The sequence below is a fragment of the Achromobacter sp. UBA5777 genome (assembly GCF_002418565.1).
GTDB lineage: Bacteria > Pseudomonadota > Gammaproteobacteria > Burkholderiales > Burkholderiaceae_B > Achromobacter > Achromobacter animicus.
On record NZ_DIEJ01000093.1, the window covers coordinates 1 to 18,909 of the forward strand.

13 protein-coding genes are annotated in these 18,909 nt (G+C 66.5%); 6 read left to right on the forward strand and 7 right to left on the reverse strand.

Annotated features, from left to right (window positions below):
- A partial coding sequence (locus B3446_RS06530) for a TonB-dependent receptor (protein ID WP_291378561.1) occupies nt 1–1,979 on the forward strand: 1,979 nt, incomplete at its 5' end.
- A gap of 16 nt (nt 1,980–1,995) precedes the next feature.
- On the opposite strand, the gene B3446_RS06535 is transcribed toward B3446_RS06530, so the two are convergent.
- Nucleotides 1,996–2,715 (reverse strand): TonB-dependent receptor domain-containing protein, encoded by a 720-nt coding sequence (locus tag B3446_RS06535; RefSeq protein WP_291378563.1) that lies wholly within the window; start codon nt 2,713–2,715, stop codon nt 1,996–1,998.
- On the opposite strand from B3446_RS06535, the gene B3446_RS06540 reads away from it, so the two are divergent.
- Nucleotides 2,642–3,394 (forward strand): DUF1971 domain-containing protein, encoded by a 753-nt coding sequence (locus B3446_RS06540; protein ID WP_291378565.1) that lies wholly within the window; start codon nt 2,642–2,644, stop codon nt 3,392–3,394. The genes B3446_RS06535 and B3446_RS06540 overlap by 74 nt on opposite strands.
- An 18-nt stretch (nt 3,395–3,412) precedes the next feature.
- On the opposite strand, the gene B3446_RS06545 is transcribed toward B3446_RS06540, so the two are convergent.
- Nucleotides 3,413–4,111, reverse strand: a complete 699-nt coding sequence (locus tag B3446_RS06545; protein ID WP_291378567.1) for a response regulator transcription factor — start codon at nt 4,109–4,111, stop codon at nt 3,413–3,415.
- Nucleotides 4,112–4,189: 78 nt separating this feature from the next.
- Between B3446_RS06545 and B3446_RS06550 the strand changes: the two genes are divergently transcribed.
- The 3 genes from B3446_RS06550 (at nt 4,190) to B3446_RS06560 (ending at nt 11,227) form a co-directional block, all read left to right on the forward strand.
- The gene (locus tag B3446_RS06550; protein ID WP_291378569.1) at nt 4,190–6,250 is read left to right on the forward strand and encodes a sensor histidine kinase; all 2,061 of its coding nucleotides are present in this window, start codon (nt 4,190–4,192) and stop codon (nt 6,248–6,250) included.
- A 266-nt stretch (nt 6,251–6,516) separates the two neighbouring features.
- Nucleotides 6,517–9,537, forward strand: coding sequence for an autotransporter domain-containing protein (locus B3446_RS06555; protein ID WP_291378571.1), 3,021 nt, complete (start codon nt 6,517–6,519; stop codon nt 9,535–9,537).
- A 175-nt stretch (nt 9,538–9,712) separates the two neighbouring features.
- Nucleotides 9,713–11,227 carry an argininosuccinate lyase gene (locus B3446_RS06560; RefSeq protein ID WP_175137873.1) on the forward strand — a complete coding sequence of 505 codons (1,515 nt, stop codon included), beginning with the start codon at nt 9,713–9,715 and terminating at the stop codon, nt 11,225–11,227.
- A gap of 50 nt (nt 11,228–11,277) precedes the next feature.
- On the opposite strand, the gene B3446_RS06565 is transcribed toward B3446_RS06560, so the two are convergent.
- Nucleotides 11,278–12,180: a LysR family transcriptional regulator gene (locus tag B3446_RS06565; RefSeq protein ID WP_291378574.1), complete on the reverse strand. Its 903-nt coding sequence runs from the start codon at nt 12,178–12,180 to the stop codon at nt 11,278–11,280.
- A gap of 144 nt (nt 12,181–12,324) precedes the next feature.
- On the opposite strand from B3446_RS06565, the gene B3446_RS06570 reads away from it, so the two are divergent.
- On the forward strand, nt 12,325–13,740 hold the full coding sequence (locus B3446_RS06570; protein WP_291378576.1) for an MFS transporter: 1,416 nt from the start codon (nt 12,325–12,327) through the stop codon (nt 13,738–13,740).
- Nucleotides 13,741–13,834: 94 nt separating this feature from the next.
- Here B3446_RS06570 and B3446_RS06575 read toward each other — a convergent pair whose 3' ends face one another.
- The 4 genes from B3446_RS06575 to B3446_RS06590 are packed head-to-tail and all read right to left on the reverse strand — an operon-like array spanning nt 13,835 to nt 18,881.
- Nucleotides 13,835–14,800 carry a Bug family tripartite tricarboxylate transporter substrate binding protein gene (locus B3446_RS06575; RefSeq protein ID WP_175122410.1) on the reverse strand — a complete coding sequence of 322 codons (966 nt, stop codon included), beginning with the start codon at nt 14,798–14,800 and terminating at the stop codon, nt 13,835–13,837.
- 42 nt (nt 14,801–14,842) lie between these two features.
- Complete coding sequence (locus tag B3446_RS06580; RefSeq protein WP_291378578.1) at nt 14,843–16,087, reverse strand: CaiB/BaiF CoA transferase family protein; 1,245 nt, start codon at nt 16,085–16,087, stop codon at nt 14,843–14,845.
- A 30-nt stretch (nt 16,088–16,117) separates the two neighbouring features.
- Entirely contained in the window at nt 16,118–17,263 is a 1,146-nt protein-coding gene (locus B3446_RS06585; protein WP_175122412.1) for an FAS1-like dehydratase domain-containing protein, read from the reverse strand.
- Nucleotides 17,264–17,303: 40 nt separating this feature from the next.
- Nucleotides 17,304–18,881, reverse strand: a complete 1,578-nt coding sequence (locus B3446_RS06590) for an acyl-CoA synthetase (RefSeq protein ID WP_291378581.1) — start codon at nt 18,879–18,881, stop codon at nt 17,304–17,306.
- Nucleotides 18,882–18,909: the final 28 nt, after the last annotated feature.

Genomic DNA, 18,909 nt, shown 5'->3' on the forward strand with positions numbered 1-18,909 from the left:
GCGGCCAGGTGGCGCGCGGCGGGCGTCTGGGTCTGTTGGGCGACCGCGACGACATGAGCACCCCGTTCAGCGCAACGCAGTACACCGCCAAGCTGATCGAGGACCAGCAGGCGCAGAACATCGGCGACGTGCTGGTCAATGATCCCACCGTGCGCAATACCTACTCGCGCGGTGCGGGGCGCGACGAGTTCAACATCCGCGGGTTCACGCTGTTCAATTACGACGTGTCGTTCAATGGCCTGTACGGCGTGTCGCCACGCAATTCGAGTTCGCTGATCGGCGTGGAACGCGTGGAAGTGCTGCGCGGACCCAATGCGTTGCTGAACGGCATGGCGCCCTACGGTTCCGTGGGGGGCTCGATCAACCTGGTGCCCAAGCGCGCGGGCGCCGATCCGCTGAACCGCTTCACCGTGTCGTACATCGGCGACAGCCAGTTCGGCGCGCACGCCGACCTGTCGCGCCGCTATGGCGAGAGCCAGGAGTGGGGCGTGCGCCTGAACGTGGCCGGCAGCAGCGGCGACCTGCCGATGGATGGGGCGAGCGAGGATCTGGGCGCCGTGGCGCTGGGCCTGGACTACCAGGGCGAGCGCCTGCGCGTGGAAGGCGACATCAACTATCAGAACCGCACCACCGATGCGCGCAGCGGCCTGCTGTTTCCGCCGCCGTCCGGCGTGGACATCGGCCGGGCACCGGACGCGCGCCGCAATTTCTTTCCGTCGTGGACCTACTGGAAGACCAAGGAATGGTCGGGCGCGCTGCGCGCCGAGTACGACGTGTCGCCGGACTGGACCGTCTACGGCGCTGTCGGCGCACGCAAACATGACTTTGAAAGCATGCAGACCAGCTGGCTCATGCTGAACGAAGCGGGTGATATCGGCGCGGTGCCGGCGCGCCTGAACGAGTCGCTGCTGAGCAAGACGGGCGAGGTCGGCGTGCGGGGGCGCTTGCAGACCGGCCCGCTCAAGCACGAGCCGGCGCTGAGCGCCAGCGTGCTGGACATCGACTATTCGGCGGCGCGGATCCGGTCCAGCACGGTGTTTTCCAACATCTACAACCCCGCGGATCTGCCCAAGCCGAACATCGCGCGGCCGTCGGATCTGCCGCGGGCCAGCGATTCGCGGCTGGTCAGCATAGCCCTGGCCGACACGATTTCGATGGCGGACGATCGCGTGCAATTCATTGCGGGCGTGCGGCACCAGCGCGTGGAGTCGACCAACTTCGACGCGATGAGCGGACGCCAGACGTCGAACTACAACGAGTCGGCCGTTACGCCCGCGTTTGCCTTGACCGTCAAACCCACGGAGCGGCTAGCGCTCTATGGCAACTACATCGAGGGCCTGAGCCAGGGCGGGACGGCGCCCGAAGGCGCCGTCAATGCGGGCGAAGTGTTCGCGCCTGAAATCTCCAAGCAGTTCGAACTGGGCGCCAAGTACGATTTTGGCCAGTTTGAAACGACGCTCAGCGCCTTCCAGATCGAGCGTCCCAGCAGCTATCTGGATCCTGCCAGCCTGCGCTACGTGTCCAATGGCAAGCAGCGCAACCGCGGGCTGGAATTCCTGGTGCAGGGCGAGCCGACGCATGGCGTGCGCCTTCTGGGCGGCGTGGCCTATACCGATGCGCGCCTGACGCGTACCGAGGGCGGCGTCAACGACGGCAATCGCGCGCCGGCCGTGCCGCGCCTGCAATTCAACGCGGCGGCCGAGTGGGACACGCCGTTCGTGCCGGGCCTGACGCTGACCGCGCGGATGCTGCGCACCAGCTCGCAGATCGTCGACGTCGCCAACACGCAGGAGATTCCGGGCTGGACGCGCTTCGACGTGGGCGCGCGCTACGCCTTCAACGCCAACGGCAAGCCCGTGGTCATCCGTGCGATGGTTGAGAACGTGCTGAACAAGAACTACTGGCAGTCCGCGGCGCGCGAAGGTCTGACGGTCGGCGCGCCGCTGACGGTGCTGTTGTCCGTGAGCACGGAGTTCTAAGGCCAACGGCTCGCCATCAGAACTTGTACGCCACGCCCGCGCTGAACGCGCGGCCGTTGCCCGGCAGGAAGATGGGCATGGCGGGCGTGGCGGTGTTGCGGATGGCGTAGCTGCTGGCGTAGGTCTTGTCGGTGAGGTTGTCCGCCGTGACGTAGCCGCTCCAGTGCGCGTCGTGCTCGTAGGCGATCTTGAAGCCGAGGAGCGCGTAGGCTTCCTGCTGCGTGCCGGGCGCGTTGGCGTGGTTGGTCTCCGTGTCGCTCATCAGCCAGCGCACGTTGGGGCCGAAGCGCCAGCCGCCGATGCGGTACATGACTTCAGCGCTCAGCAGATGGCGCGGCACGCCGGCGATGCGGTTGCCTTCGTACTGGCCGTTGCGGAAGCGGAAGTCGCTGAGCGTGTAGGCGATGCGGTAGTCGAACATGCCTTCGCCGGGCGAGGGCAGCGTGCCGTAGAGGCCGGCTTCGATGCCCTGGTGCCGCGTGCGGCCGTTGTAGTTGTAGGTGCCGGCGGGCGTGCCGTTTTCGTTGGTGACCGACATCAGCTCGTCGTCGACCTTGCTGCGGTACAGCGACACGCTCCAGTGCTGGTCGCGGCCAGCGACCGTAAAGGTGCCGTCCCCGCCGACCTCATAGGTGAGCGCGCGTTGCAGGTCCAGCTTGCTCATGGACGTGCTCGCCGTGGCCGGGTTCATCGGCGCGGCGACCTCGCCGTTGACGATTTCCCAGAAGGTCGGCACTTCGTTGCTGCGGCTGACGTTGGCGTACCAGCGCTGCGACGCGGCCGGCTGCCTGGTCCACACCTTCTACGCCAAGGTGCGCGAAGACGAGGTGCTGGGTCCGATCTTCAACGCACGTGTGAAGGATTGGGACCATCATCTTGCGCTGCTGTGCTATTTCTGGTCATCGCTGGTGCTGGGCACGCGCCGCTTCAAGGGCGCGCCAATCCCGGCGCATGCGCGGATTCCGGATCTGTCGTGGTCGCTCTTTGAACGTTGGCTGGCGCTTTTTCACGCGACGACGGCGGCGCTGGGACACGCGCAGCTGCAGACGGCGGCGGACGCAATGGCCGATCGCATCGCGGCCAAGCTGTGGGCCGTATGGCAGGCGCGGGCGGACATCGCCAGCCTGCCCGATCGCTTGCCGCCCGGCGTGCAGCCCTATAAGGACAGTCCCGTGTTCACGCCGGACAATCTGCCGGAGGCGCTGAAGGCGGCGCATTCCACCAAGGCCGGCACGTGGGGATTGTTGAAGGTGCACGCGGGCGTGCTGCGTTTTGTGCTGGACGATGCCCCGCATACCGAAGCCGTGCTGACCGCCGGTCAGCAGGTGGTGATCGAACCCGGCGTGCGGCATCACGTGGCGTTTGAACTGCCGGGCCGTTTCCAGATCACGTTCTGCCGGGCGGCCGAAGCCTGATGCGCGGCGCGGCGGGGGTCAGTCCTTGACCTTTGCAGGCTGATAGAAGCAGTAGCCGCTGCTGCGCAGTGTCTTGACGGGCAGCGTCTGGCCGCTCAGGGCTTCGACGCGGCGGCGTAGCCGGCGCATCTGCGTATCGAGCCGGCGTTGGTCGTAGTCCAGGTAATCGGCGCCCAGGGCTTCGACGATCTGCCGGCGGCTGATGTTTTCGCCGGGCTGGCTCATCAGGCAATGCAGCACGGTCAGGTCCTGCTGCGACAGCGGCATGGCCGCCGCGCCAGGGATGTGCAGGCGGCGGGGGCCGATTTCAAGCAGCCAGCTCAAAGGCGCCTGATCCCGGCCCGGCTGAGGCAGCCCCAGCCGGCGCACCAGCGCGGCCAGCGTTGCAGCCAGTTCGTCGAGGTCGCAGCCTTTGCCCAGATAGTGGTCGGCGCCCATGCCCAGTCCAGAGATCCGATCGCGACCGGTCTGGCGCGCGCTGAACACCACGATGCCCACTTGCTGGCCTTCCTGGCGCAGACGCTGGATCAGGTCCAGGCCACAGCCATCCGGAAGACCGATGTCGATGACGGCCAGGTGATGGCGGGCGGGGTCGAAGCGCTTGTCGAATTCCTGCAGGCTGGACACGCACGAGGGCGCGTATCCAAGCTCTTCGAGGAATTCGCCGAGCTCCTGACGCAGCACGGGTTCGTCTTCGAGCAGGATCACTTCAGGCATGAGGCGCCTGCGGAATGCAGCTTGAGGGGCTGGTGTAATCTGCCGGGTTGCACGGAAATGCTGCGTAGATTGCGATTGATGAAACGGGAATGTTACTCCAGGGCCACGCTGTGGCTGACGCTGCTGGCCTGCCTGTTGGCGGGCCTGCTGGCCGCGGCCGCACCGGCGCGCGCCGAGCCGCTGCGCCTGGATGGCTTCCATAGCGTCCAGGACGCGGCCGGGCATCTTGAGCGCCTGATCGATCCCGATGGCGAGCTCGACGTGGGAAATGCCGCCAGCGCGAACGGCTGGACGCCGCTGCCGGGTAGCCTGAGCGCCGGATTCACGCCCGCGACGATCTGGCTGCGCCTGCCCGTGCAGGTCGATAAAGTCATGCACGGCGGCTGGATGCTGCGCCTGACCAACGCACTGCTGGACGACGCGCGCATCTACGTGGGCCATGGCGGCGGCTGGACGATGCTGGGGCGCAGCGGCGAGGATCTGGCGCGGCGTAAATGGCCGGTGGACTATCGAAGTCCCGTGATCCAGTTCAATCCGTCCAAGCCGGGCGAGTACGTCATCCTGGTGCGGCTGCAAAGCAAGAACGCCATGGCGACGCGGCTGGAAGTCTGGCAGCGGCTGGCGTTCGACAACCAGTCGCGCCGCGAGGGCCTGCTGTTCGGGCTGTACTTCGGCTTCTATCTGCTGCTGATCTGCGCGCACGCGGCGTTCTGGCTGGTCACGCGCGCGCCGATGAGCGGATTGTTCCTGGCCTACATCGGCAATTGCGTCTTCAACGAGGTGCTGTCGCTGGGGCTGGTGCAACAGTTGACCGGCCTGCCGGTAGCCTGGAGCGATCGGCTGCTGGGCGTTGGCATCGCCGTCAGCCTGCCGGTGGCGCTGCGCGTTGCGTGCCGCCAATTGAACCTCGAAGCCCTCTATCCGCGCGCGGTGCGCTGGCTGGACTGGCTGTTCTGGGGCGTCGCCGCGATCTGCTCCGCGCTGATCGTGACGGGGCATTACGGCGCCGGCATGCAGCCGATTCAGACATTGGCGCTGCTGGTGATCGTGGGCTTCACCACGCTGGCTGCTTATCTGCTCAAGCGCGGCTGGCGGCCGGCGCGCTTTTTCGCGTTGGCGTTCGGGGTGTTCTACCTGGGCGTGCTGATCGCTTTCCTGCGCAACCTCGGCGTGTTTCCGGTCAACGCCTTTACCGAGTACGTCTCCACGCTGGGCACGATGCTGCACATGCTGCTGCTCAGTCTGTTCATTGTCGGCCGCTACGAACGCCGCCGCCGGGTCCGCGAACTGCAGCAGGCCAACCTGGCGGCCGATCTGGCGCGCCAGCACAGCCACTGGCTGGAACGCGAAGTTGCGCTGCGCACGGCCGAAATGCAAGGCGAGATCGAACGCCGCGTGGCGCTGGAGGGCGAGCTGCGCACGTCGCTGGAAAAGGAACGGCAGATGTTCACGGAGCAGCGCGAATTTGTGGCGATGGTGTCGCACGAGTTCCGCACGCCGCTTGCCATCATCACGACCTCTGCGCAGCAACTGGGCCGCAACCTTGCCGCGCCGCTGGAAAAAAGCCTGGTGCGCTGCGCCAACATCCGCAATGCGGCCACGCGCCTGCTGGCGCTGGTGGACGAATACCTGACCGACGACCGCATGCGCGAACCGCGCGCCGAGCTGCGCATGACCCGGTGCGATCTGCCGGCGCTGCTGCAGGACCTGGCAAGCGAGTATCCGGCGGGGCGCATTCAAAGCGCATACGAGACGGCGGTCGACACCCTGGATTGCGACGCCGGCATGCTGCGCATCGCGCTGCGCAACCTGCTGGCCAATGCCGACCGGCATTGCCCGCAGGGCGAGGCGGTCAGCGTCACGGTGCGCGATGACGGCGACATGCTGCGCATTGCGGTCTCCAATCCGGGCACGGCCATTCCTGTCGCGGAACAGGAGCGACTTTTCCAGAAGTACTACCGGGGGCAGAATGCCCTGCGGCACCCCGGCGCGGGGCTGGGACTCTATCTGGTCAGTTCGATTGCCGAGCGGCTGGGCGGCTCGGTCACGCTGGAGGCCTCCGGGGGCGACGAACCGGTGCGTTTTTGCCTGAGTCTGCCTTACGGGGGCGCGGCTCAGCGCGTCCCGAGCAAACCTTGAAGACACGCTGGCGGGCAATTGTTGCGTAAAAGCATCTGTTTGTTTCTTGAGAAACCCGCGCGGCTGGCTTTCAAAATCGGGAAAAGCGCCGGCTTTGCAGCCTAATTGTTCCTATTTAGGGGCACCTGAACGCCTGACTTACAAATCGCTCAGATTTGCTCAGATTCTGTTTTGCAATGATCGGTACATTTCAGACACGAAATTTACATGGTCACTACAAAATGTCTCGCCGCTTCCCGCTTACTCGTATTGCTGTATTGCTTAGCTTGAGCCTTTCGCCTATTGCCACCCCGTACGCGCTGGCGCAGATCAGCCCGGAGTATGTGCAGGATGGATACGCGGATCCCGTCGTGTTTGGCAACATCGAAAACACGGCGTCCTCCAACTATCCCTACATTCGCCTGCAAAGCGGTGCGGTGCGGAATGGCGACCTCATCAACAGCGCCCGCCTGCAGGGCGGGTACTACGACGGCTCCTTCTCGGTGGAAGCGTCGACGCTGAACGGAAACATCCGCAACGAAGCCAACAGCACGGCTTACGGCGTGGGTCTCGCCCAAGGCAAAGTGAGCGGCGACATCGTCAACAACGGCGATCTCTACGGCCGATACATCATCTTCGGTTTTGCAGGCGTCTCGCCCATGGCTCAGCCGTCGAGTTCCAGCGTGACGATCACCAGCCACAGCACCGTCGGCGGCAAGATCATCAACAACGGAACCATCCATTCCGACAGCAACTCCGTCGTTTTCCCGACGAGCGGTCTGGCGATTGAAATCTCGAACAGCAGCGCGGTCAACGGCGGCATCGAGAACAACGGCACGATCAACGGCGGCATTCTGGTCCGGGACGGCTCTGCCGTGAACAGCGACATCGTCAACATCGGCACCATCAACGCGAACAACATCACCTCCTCGTCCATGCCGGTGAACAATCTGGCCCTGGAACTCAGGAATGCCGGCACTGTCACCGGCAACATCGACAACAAAGGCACCCTGAACGGCGGCATCCTGATCGGCGACAATTCGCAGGTGAAGGGCGACATCGTCAATGCCGGCGTCATCTACGCGAGCTCGCCCTCCCCGATCTTCCCGACCAGCAATCTGGCGGTGGAAGTGCGCAATGGCAGCACCGTCGACGGACGCATCGAAAACTCGCAGACCATCAACGGCGGCATCATGGTGAGCGGCGGCGCCGAAGTGACGGGCGGCATCGTCAACAGCGGCTCGATCCTCGCCAACACCTACATGTTCGCCTCCAGCAGTGTCGCGGTCGACGTCGAGGGCGCCGGCCAGCCGATGGTGATCACGAACACCGGCACCATCATCGGCGACGTGCGCCTTGGCGCCTCCACGTTGAATATCGACGGCGGCAACATCTATGGCGCCATCACCGGCGAGGACAACCAGCACAGCTTCCTGTTTGCCAGCGGCGGCGGCACCAGCACGGTGAACATCAACACCAACTATGCGCCCCAAGGCAACATCACCGTCGGCGCCGTGAACGTCGCAGCGGGCAAGACGCTCACGCTGTCCGGCACGAAGGTCAATGGCCTGCTGACCGTGAACGGCACCCTGGCCGGTTCCGGCGATGTGGGCAACACCACGCTGGCGTCGGGCGCAACGCTGTCGCCGGGCACCGCCGCGAAAACGGGCCACGTGATGATGTCGGCCATGACGCTGGCGCCGAGCGGCTCGATCGGGATCATCCCCACCACGTCCGAAATCGGCACCATCACGGTGAACGGCGACCTGACCTTCAACCCCGGCTCGACCTATCGCGTCGATGCCACCGACGACGGCAAGAGCGACCGCGTGAACGTCACGGGCACGGCCAACCTGGCCGGTAACGTCGTGCATATCGGTTCGGGCGGCACGTACGCTGCGTCGACCGCCTACACGATCCTGTCGGCCAACAGCGTGAACGGCAAGTTTGGCGGCGTGTCCAGCGATCTGGCTTATCTGCAACCGACGTTGAACCAGGAAGGCAACGACGTGGTGCTGAAGCTGGACATGAAGCAGGTGCCCGTGGATCCGGACCCGAAGCCGACCAACCCGGACCCCAAGCCGACCGAGCCGGACACCAAGCCCAGCCCGGGCAAGCCCGTCGACAACGGCGGCGGCAACACGGACAGCGGTACCCGTCCGATCGAGTTCGCCGACCTGGCGGTGACCGGCAACCAGCGTTCGGCGGCGAACGCGGTGCAAACCCTGCCCAAGACCAGCTCGCTGTACACCCGCGTCCTGAACCTGCCCAACGGCGCGCCGGCCGGCGTGTTCGCCGATCTTTCGGGCGAATCGTTCGGCAGCAGCGTGTCGGCGATGCAGAACGTCAGCAACAACGTCGCCAGCCTGCCCACGGCACAACTGCGCGCCAACATGAACGCCGGCTTCATCCCCGGCCCGCCCACGGCGCAAGTCGGCCGCGGCGACGCCTCCATGCTGCCGCGTTCGAACGCGCAGCCGCTGTGGGCGCAGGCCTTCGGCAACTGGCGCTCGATGGACGGCAACGGCAACGTGGCCAAGTCCCGTGAACGCGATGTCGGCATCTTCGTCGGCGGCGACCACGGCGTGGGCAACGGTTGGCGCCTGGGTGGCGCGTTCGGTTACACCGACAGCCGCATCACCGTGGACGACCGTTCGGCCAAGTCCGACGTGAACAGCTACAGCGCGATCCTGTACGGCGGCAAGTCGTTCGAAGCCGGCGCGGGCAAGATCAACTTCACCGCTGGCCTGGCCTACACGTGGCATGACATCGACAGCAAGCGCAACATCAACGCGGCAGGCCAGTACCAGGAACTGAAGGCTGACTACAGCGCCAGCACCGGCCAGGTCTTCACCGACGTCGGCTACGCGATCCCGCTGAACGACCGTGTCACGCTGGAACCGTTCTTCGGCGCCGACTTCAGCGACCTGCGTACCCGCGGCTTCTCGGAATCGGGCGGTGACGCCGCGCTGAGCGGTCGCAGCAGCACCAACAACGTGGGCACCACCACGCTGGGCCTGCGCGCGCAGACCACGTTTGACGTGAAGGAAACCGCGGGCCGTCTGCGCGGCATGCTGGGCTGGCGCCATGCCTACGGCGACGTCAATCCTGAAGCCACGATGTCGTTCGACGGCAGCCAGCCGTTCACCGTGGCGGGCAACCCGCTGGCGCGTGACGCGGCTGTGATGGAAGTGGGCGTGGACCTGGCGATGAGCAAGAACGCCACGCTGGGCCTGGCTTACTCGGGTCAATTCGGCGACGGCAACCGTCAGAACACCGGCACGGTCAACGTGAGCTGGCGCTTCTAAGGCATTCCGTCTCGGCGGATGCGAAAGGCCGGCCTCTTCGGAGGCCGGCTTTTTTTGCGTGGACGGTTCAGTTTCGTTTGGCCGTTGTCAGGCTCACGCGCCTCCGTGCAATACCGGGTGTCCGGCGAAAACGCGCTCCGATACACTGTCCGGTCACCCCTATAACGAGAACGCCATGAGACAGTTTCTTCCCACCCTGGGCGCCGCCCTGGTGCTAACGCTGGCCGGCAATGCGGCCACCGCGCAGCAATCTCCGCCGCGCGACCCCTTCTTCTGGCTGGGAGAAATCAACAAGGCCACCACGGTCATCAACGCCGACGAAGGGCTGCTCGACAAGTCCATGGCGCCACGCCTGGCGGCTGGCGTGGCAAAAGTCATCCACGACGGCAACCAGCCCGGCGCCAAACGGCCGGCCACCGTCATCACCTTTGAACCGCTGCTGATCAAGGCCGCTGGCGAAGACATCACCCTGCTGCACGCCGGCCGTTCCAGCCAGGACATGCACGCCACCTACCGCAGCGCCATCCTGCGCGACAAGCTGCTGGATCTGGCGGATCAGTTGAACGCCACGTCCACCACGCTGGTGGAGCTGGCGGCCAAGCACGCGGGCACCATCGTGCCCAACTACACCAACGGCGTGGCCGCGCAGCCCAACAGTTACGGACACTATCTGCTGGGTCAGGCCGCGGGTCTGGCGCGGGACGCGCAGCGCATCCGCGAAGCCTACGTCCGCATCGACCGGTCGCCCATGGGCACGACCGTGCTGAACGGCACGAGCTGGCCGCTGGACCGCAAGCGCATGGCCCAATACCTGGGCTTCGAGGCGCTGGTCGACAATGCCTACGATGCGTCGCAGATCTCGTCCATGGACCAGCCCGTCGAGGTCGCCTCCATCGTCACCAGCATTGCGCTGCGCACGGGCAACTTCGTCGAGGACGTCATGACCCAGTACGCCCAGTCGCGCCCGTGGATCCTGCTGGAAGAAGGGGGCGGCAACACGTACGTTTCCAGCGCCATGCCGCAAAAGCGCAATCCGGGCCTGCTCAACGACACGCGCAGCGACGCGTCCACCGCGGTGACCTTGGCGATGGGGCCGGTCCTGCAGACGCACAACATCACGCCCGGCATGAGCGACCCCAAGGACGTGAAACAGAATTCCGCGATGGTCGACAGCGGCATCTCGGCGCTCAAGCGCTGGGATCGCGTGCTCAAGGCCATGGTCATCAGCCCCGACCGTGCGCTGGAAGAGCTGAACAGCGACTGGACGGCCTCGCAGGAGCTGGCGGACGTGCTGATGCACAAGTACAAGCTGCCGTTCCGCGCGGGCCATCACTTCGCGTCCGAGGTCGTGTCGTACGCCAAGGCGAACAACATCAAGCCGCTGGATTTTCCGTATGAACAGGCGCGCCGCATCTACGCCGACGCAATGAAGGACTCGAAGTACGGCACCGACCTGCCGATGAGCGAAGCGGAGTTCCGTTCGACGCTGGATCCTGTGGCCATCGTCAAGAACCGAGCCACCATCGGCGGTCCGCAGCCCAAGGAAATGGACCGCATGATCCAGGCCGCGCGCGAACAGCTGGCCGCGCAGGACAAGTGGATCAAGGCGCGCCGCGCGCATATCCGCGATTCGCTGGCGGAACTGGACAAGCAGTTCGACGCGTTGGTGGCAAGCGCGCCAAAGCAATAACGCCTGCAGGCGGACTTGCGCGCCACCGTCCCGTTTCCCGCTGGGCGAACCTATCGGGGAACGCCCGTCCCGCAAGCCTGAAGCACGATGCCGCGCAGCCAGCGATGGGCGGCATCGCCGTCCATCCTGGGGTGCCACAGCATCGACACCGTAAAGGGCGCCATCGCGAACGGCAGCGAAAAGCTGCGCATGCCCTCGCGCATCATGGCGGTGTGCCGTTCGGGCACCGTGGCGATCAAGTCGGTTTCGCGGGCCAGCGCCAGCGCCGTTGAATAGCTGCCAGCAATCGTGGCGATCTGGCGCGCGCGGCCGGCCTGCGCCAGGGTTTCATCCATGGGGCCTGATTCCCGTCCGCGGCGCGATACCAGAATGTGGCGCGCCGCCAGGTAGCGCGTCAGCGTGACGTTGCCGCGCGCCAGCGCATGGGCGGCGCGCATGACGCCGACGTACCTGTCCTGAAACAGGGCGCGCGTGCGCAGTTCGGGACTGGCCGAATCGCCCACCACCCCGGTTTCCAGGTCTACGGCGCCTTCGCGCAGCGGCGCGCTGTCCTTGTCCAGTTTCTGCGTGAAGCGCATCCGCACCCCCGGCGCTTCGTCGGCAATCAGCGCGAGCAGGCGCGCGCCAAAGTTCTCCACGAAGCCATCGGTGACGCGCAGCGTGAAGGTGCGAACGAGCGATGCGGGATCGAGGTCTTGCGAGGGACGCAGCACGGCTTGCGCATCCCTGACCAGCCCGCCGACTTGCTCGCGCAGCGCCAGGGCCCGGGGCGTCGGAACCAGCCCGCGTCCGGCCCGCACCAGCAGCGGATCGCCCGTGGTGTCGCGCAGCCGCGCCAACGCGCGGCTCATGGCGGAAGAACTCAGGCGCAGGCGCCGGGCGGCCCCGGCCACGCTGCCTTCGGAGAGCAGCGCATCCAGGGTGATGAGCAGGTTGAGGTCGGGCACGGACATGCGGCAAACGTAGCATGCCGGTGGAAAATGCGCCGGGATTTGGCATGGCGTTTGGTGCAGGTATTTACTGCAAATGCTGCGCCTTCCGCCAGGCATGGGGGAGGCCTACGCTGGGGTTCCGTTTCCCCTTTGCACGTCGCCATCATGCCGCTCTCCGCTTCGCCCGTATCGCCATCCCCCTCCCGCCTCTCGCTATTGGCCTGCCTGTCCCTGTCGATGCTGCTGGCGTCCCTGGGCACCAGCATCGCCAACGTGGGCCTGCCCGCGTTCGCCCAGGCATTCGGCGCGTCGTTTCAGTCGGTGCAGTGGGTGGTGCTCGCCTACCTGCTGGCCATCACGACCGCGGTGGTCAGCGCCGGACGGCTGGGCGACCTGATAGGCAGGCGGCGCCTGATGCTGGCCGGGATCGCTTGGTTCACGGTCGCCTCCGTGATGTGCGCAGCTGCGCCCGGACTGTGGACCCTTGTGGCCGCGCGCGCCGCGCAGGGATTGAGCGCGGCTGTGCTGATGACGCTGGCCATGGCCTTCGCCGGTGAGGCAACGCAGAAGGGAAGGGCGGGCAGCGCCATGGGCCTGCTGGGCACGATGTCGGCGGCCGGCACCGCGCTCGGACCGACGCTGGGCGGCGCGCTGATCGCGGGTCCGGGTTGGCGGGCGATCTTTCTCATCAATCTGCCGCTGGGTCTGCTGGCGTTCTGGCTGGCGTGGCGGCATCTGCCCCGCGATCCGCAACGCGGCGCGGCGCAGGCGATTCGTTTTGATTGGCCGGGCAGTATGCTGCTGGCGCTGACGCTGGCGGTCTACGCGCTGTCCATGACGCGGGGACGCGGCAGCTTCGGCACGATCAACGGTGTTTTGCTTGCAGCGGCGGTGGCCGGCGCGGGCCTGTTTGCGTGGGTGCAGTCGCGGACCGCACAACCGCTGGTGCTGCCGGCGATGATGGCCGATCCCATGCTGGCGGGCGGCGTCGCGGCCAGCGCGCTGGTCGCGACGGTGATGATGGCGACCTTGGTGGTTGGGCCGTTCTATCTGGCCGGGGCGTTGGGATTGGACGCGATGCGCGTCGGGATGGCAATGTCTTGCGGTCCGCTCGTCGCTGCTCTGGCCGGAGTACCGGCGGGGCGCTGCGTGGACCGCTTTGGCGCCCGGCCGATGACGCTTGCCGCATTGATCGCAATGACGGGCGTATCGGCGATGCTGCCCGTTGCGTCGGATGCGTTCGGAGTGACGGGATATGTGGTCGCGTTGGGCGTGCTGACGGCCGGGTATGCGCTGTTTCAGGCAGCCAACAACACCGCGGTCATGGCCGGGGCGGGCAGCAACGATCGCGGCGCCGTGTCTGGCATGTTGAACCTGTCTCGCAACTTGGGGTTGATTACAGGGGCGTCGGCGATGGGCGCGGTGTTTGCCGTGAGCGCCGGGACGACGGCGCTGGCTGAGGCCGCGCCCGCTGCGCTGTCGGCCGGGTTGCACGCGACATTTGTGGCGGCCGCCGCGTTGTGCGCACTGGCGATGGCAGCGGTGGCGGTTGGTGGGTTGAGGCCTGCCGCAGTCCGGTAGGGCGGCCTTGGTGCATGCGGTTGCCGATGGCAACCGCGGCGCAGTGGAACGGCCTGCGCCGCGTTGCCGCGCAACGCTGATAGTTACGTCGAAGTCATTCCGCCTTCAACCCCGCCTGCACGATCAGCGGTTGCCACTTCTGCCGTTCGCTGCGTGCAAACGCGGCCAGTTCCTCGGGCGTGCCGCCGCCGGGTTCATGCCCCAGATCCAGCAGCTTCTGCCTCACTTCCGGCCGCGCCAGGATCTTGGCCAGATCCTCGTTCAATCGCTTGATCGCCGCCGGCGGCGTGCCCTTCGGCGCATACAGGCCGTTCCACGCGATCACCTGGAACCCATCCAGCCCTTGTCCCGCCACCGACGGCACGCCGGGCAGCAGGGCCGACTCCTTCAACGACGTCACCGCCAGCGGGCGCAGCTTGCCGCTGGTGATGAACGAGCGCGCGGCGCTGACGGTGTCGATGCCGACCTGCACCTGGCCGCCCAGGAGGTCCGTTGTCGCGGTGGCCGAGCCTTTGTAGGGAATGCCGCGAACGCTGTTGACGCCTTGCTGCTTGAGCAGTTCGTACACGAGGCGCGCGGTGGTGCTGGGCATGCCGACGTTGACGCTGTCGGGCTTGGCCTTGGCGCTGTTGCGCAGGTCGGCCAGACTGGCGTAGGGCGAGGACGGCGTCGTCAGCAACACCATGGGAAACGAACTGACCAGCATGACGGGCGCGAAGTCCTTCTCCGGGTCGAAGTTGGTGGACGCGTACATGTACTGGTTCAGCACGTGCGTGCCGTTTGTGCCCATCAGCAGCGTGTAGCCGTCGGGCGCGGCGCGCGCGGCTTCGGACGCGCCGATGTTGCCGCCTGCGCCGGGGCGGTTCTCCACGATGAAGGGTTGGCCCAGGTCGCGGGCCAGGTATTCAGCCAGATAGCGGGCGGCGACGTCGGTGCCCTGGCCGGCCTGGTAGGGGACGATGATCTTGACGGGTTTGGATGGGTAGCTGTCGGCGGCCGCGGCGGGCTGGGCAAACAGCAGCGGCGCCGCTAGCGCGGCGATCAGGCGTAAGGTCTTCATGGTGGTCTCCTCGTTTTTATGTATGGCTGCATGGGATTGCGGCTAGGGCTTGGGAGGCGGCCATCGCGGCAGGATGCCCTGTTCCTGCAACGCCGCGATCTGTGAGTCGCCGAAGCCGGCCTCCCGGAGGACTTCGACGGTGTGCTGTGCATAGGCGGGCGGCAGCCGGTCCACGCGCGCGGGCGCTTGCGACAGCCGGACCGCGGGACCGATGCCGTGATAGCCATCGCGATCGACGCGCATGCCGCGATGCGCGGTGTGTGCCTGCGCAAAGGCCTCGGGCACGCTGTTGACCGGGCCAGCCGGCACGCCAAGCTGCATCAGTTCCGCGCACAGCGCATCGCGCGGACGCGACGCCAGGGCGCTTTCGATGGCGTCCCGCAGCGCGTCGCGGTGCGACAGCCGCGCGCGGTTGGTGGCAAAGCGCGGATCGTCCGGCAGCGACGGCAGGCCCGCGTAATCGCAAAAGCGGCGGAACTGGCGGTCGTTGACGACGCCCAGGAAAATCTCGCCATCGCGGCAGGCGTAGCGGTCATACGGTGCGATGTTGGGGTGCGCACTGCCCAAGAGGCCCGGCGTCTGGCCGGTGTGCATCCAGTTGGCGGCATGCGGCACGAGCAGACTGAGCGCCGTGTCGAACAGGGTGACTTCGACCCGCTGGCCCAAACCCGTGCGCGCCCGGTGGTAAAGCGCCAGCAGGATGCCGGACTGCGCGGTGTAGCCGGTCAGGTGGTCGACGATGGGCACGCCGACGCGGGTGGGTCCGCCGGTGGGTTCGCCGTTGATGCTCATCAGGCCGCACATGGCCTGCAGCACGGCGTCGTACCCGGGCAGGCCGCCCAGCGGCCCGTCCTCGCCGAAGCCCGTGATGGCGCAGTGGATGAGCTGGGGAAAACGGGGTTTCAGGTCGGCCTCGTAGTCCAGGCCCCATTTCGCCATCGTGCCGGGGATGAAGTTCTCGATCAGGACGTCGGCGTCGGCCAGCAACGCCAGCAGCACGTCGCGGCCGGCAGGCTTGGACAGGTCCAGCCCGATGGCGCGCTTGCCGCGGTTGACGGCGGTGAAGTAGGCAGCGTCGCCGTCCTCGTTGACCGGCGGACCCAGCGTGCGCGTCTCGTCGCCGCCGGGCGGCTCGACCTTGATGACGTCCGCGCCCTGGTCCGCCAGCATCTGCGTGCACAGCGGGCCGGCCAGGACGCGCGACAGGTCGATGACGCGCAGGCCGTCCAACGCGCCCCGCGGACGGGCCGCGGGGCTTGGTGCAGCATGTTCCGATGAATCAGACATCGCCCACCTCGTCTTGGGGGTTGCCGCGGGTCAGGCGCGGGTAGGCAATTCGACCACACCGGTGCCCAGGACGGAAAGCTCGTCGTCCTGGTTGCGCGCTTCCTGTTCGATCTCGACCAGGTGACGGCCGTCTTCCACGTACTTGCGCACGACCTTGCCCTTGAAGAACAGCATGTCGCCCTCGGGGTTGTGGCGGCGGATCTTGCACGTGGACTTGCGCAGGAACCCGGCGTCGCCCATCCAGTTCGTGAGGTGATGGGTCAGCCACGAGTTGCGCTCGGGACCGTAGTCGTAGGCGCCGGGCGCACCGACTTCCAGCGCGAAGTCTTCTTCCCAGTGGACGCGCTCGGGCACGTCGGGAATGCCGAAGCGGTTGGTGATGCCCACGCCCGGGTGCGCGTCGATAAGCTGCCACGCCAGCTTGTTGGCGCGGATGTACAGGCCGCCCCAGCCCTGCGCGAAGGCAATGAAGCCGGTGACCGTCATCGGACCCTTGAACATCACCGGCAATTCTTCGCCTTCCTTCACGTCTTCCCAGTAGCGGGGCGTGGCGCCGCGCACTTCTTCCTGGGCGTAGAGCTTGTAGGCTTCCTTGATTTCCTCGGGGCTGTAGCGGCGCGGCTCGCGGGCACGGACCTCTGCGTACTTGCTGCCCTGTTCACGCGCGTGGTCGCGTTCGGTGCGGAAGCACCAGCTGTCGGCCTCGGCGACTTTGTCGCCGTCCTGGTTGAAGAAGTCCACGTGATAGATCTGCTGCACGGCGCGGCCCGCAAAGCGGGTCTGGTGCTCGATCAGGTTCTTCAGGTGCGCTTCGGTGGAAATGATGTCGTTGCGCTTGACCGTCTTGTGCCAGGTCCAGTCCGCGCCCGACCACATGGCGTGTACGCCGGGCAGCCCGCCCACGTAGCCGGACACGATGCGGCTGGTGGCAAACAGGAAGCTGGGCAGCGCGATGATGCCGCCGTGCTGGGTCTTGGCCGCGTATTCCGGGTCCGACCACAGCGGGTTGTCGTCGCCGATGCCGTGGGCGTAATGGCGGATGTTGTCGCGCGTGGCCTCGTAGCACCACGGTTCGGCGGTGGCGCCGATCTTCACGCCTATGCGTTCGCGCAGCTCGTCCAGCCCGCGTTCGGTGATCTTGGGAAAGCTGCGTTCGGTCTTGGTCTGGGTCAGCATGATGTCTCCTGGGTTTGAGAGGTGGCCTGTGCCGGGTGCCCTAGGCGTGGGCGGCGCCGGCGGGCGTAGTGTCGGCGGTCGCAAGCTCTTGCTCCCGCAATTTCCTGCGATGGATCTTTCCGGCGGGCGTCTTGGGCAGTTCAGCCACAAACACGACCTGCCGCGGATACTCGTGTTGCGCCAGACGGCTGCGCACGGCGTCCTGGATTTCCTGCACGAAGGCGTCGTCGCCGGGGCGCGCCGACACCACGAAAGCCTTGACGACCTGGCCGCGCAGCGGGTCGGGCACGCCGATGGCGGCGGCCTCCGTTACGTCGCGGTGCTTGAGGATGGCGTCTTCGATCTCGACGGCGCTCATGGTCCAGCCGGCCGAGATGATGACGTCGTCGGCGCGGCCCCCATGCCAGAAGTAGCCATCTTCGTCCACGCGCCCCAGGTCCTTGGTGGCGACCCACGCGTCGCGGCGCCACAGCTTGAGCTCGCCGGTTTCGCCGGGCGCGCAGGGCTGGCCGTTGGCGTCCTGCACTTGGACGCGCAAGCCCGGCACGGGTTTGCCCAGCGAGCCGGCCTTGACCGTGAAGTCCGGCGCGCCGGGATAGTTGACGAGGCAGACACCGATTTCCGTTGTGCCGTACATGCTGCAGACGGGCCGTTCGAAGATGGCTTCAACGAAGGCGGCGGTCTCGCTGTCGATCGGTTCACCGGTGAAGGACACCTTGTCCAGGTGATAGCGATAGCGTCCTGCCGCGCCGCTGTTGCGCATCATCCGGTAGTGGGTGGCGGCGGCGGAGATGTTGGTGAAGCGATGATCCTGCAAGGCCTGCAGCAGGCGTTCGGCGTTGAACTTGCCGGCATACGCGCCGATGGTGACGCCCAGCGCCAGCGGCGCCAGCGTGCCGTGCCACAGGCCGTGTCCCCACGCGGGCGACGATGGGCACATGTAGCGGTCGCCGGGACGAATGCCGGTGCCGTACAGCGCGGCCAGCATCAACGTGACCAGGGCGCGGTGCGTGTGCTTGACGGCGTCGGGCAGCTCGCGCGTCGTGCCCGACGTGTACTGGAAGATGGCCAGATCGTCGGCGCGCGTACGGCATTCGTAGTGGGGCGGATACGCGGCCAGGGTGCCGATGAAGGCGTCGTCGGCGATGACCACACGCATGTCCTCGCCGCCGGCGGCAAGCGGAGCCTTTTCGGCGTTGGTCACCAGCATGCGCGGCTGGCAGTCCTGCACGCGCAGCCGGATGCCGTCGGGGCCGAACAGCGTGAAGAGCGGCACGGCGATGGCGCCCATTTTCATCGCGCCGAACATGGCCACGTAGAACGGCAGCGACGGTTCCAGCATGACGGCGACGCGGTCGCCGGCGCGGATGCCCTGCTCAACCAGGTAGTGCGCGAAACGCGAGGATTCCTCGGCGATCTGGCGGAACGAGTAGGTCTCGTCCCCGCCGGCGGCGCGCACCAGGATGATCGCCGGCTCGGCCTTGTCCGCATGCCGGTCGATGCATTCGTGCGCGATGTTCATGTGTTCGCGGTTGCCATCGAACAGCTCCCAGAGCTTGTCCGCGGAGCAGAGCGCCTGGGCGTCCGCATAGGAAAGGGTATCGGTCAGCTTCGTCATTTCGTCGTACCTGTGTGGGTCGGCAACC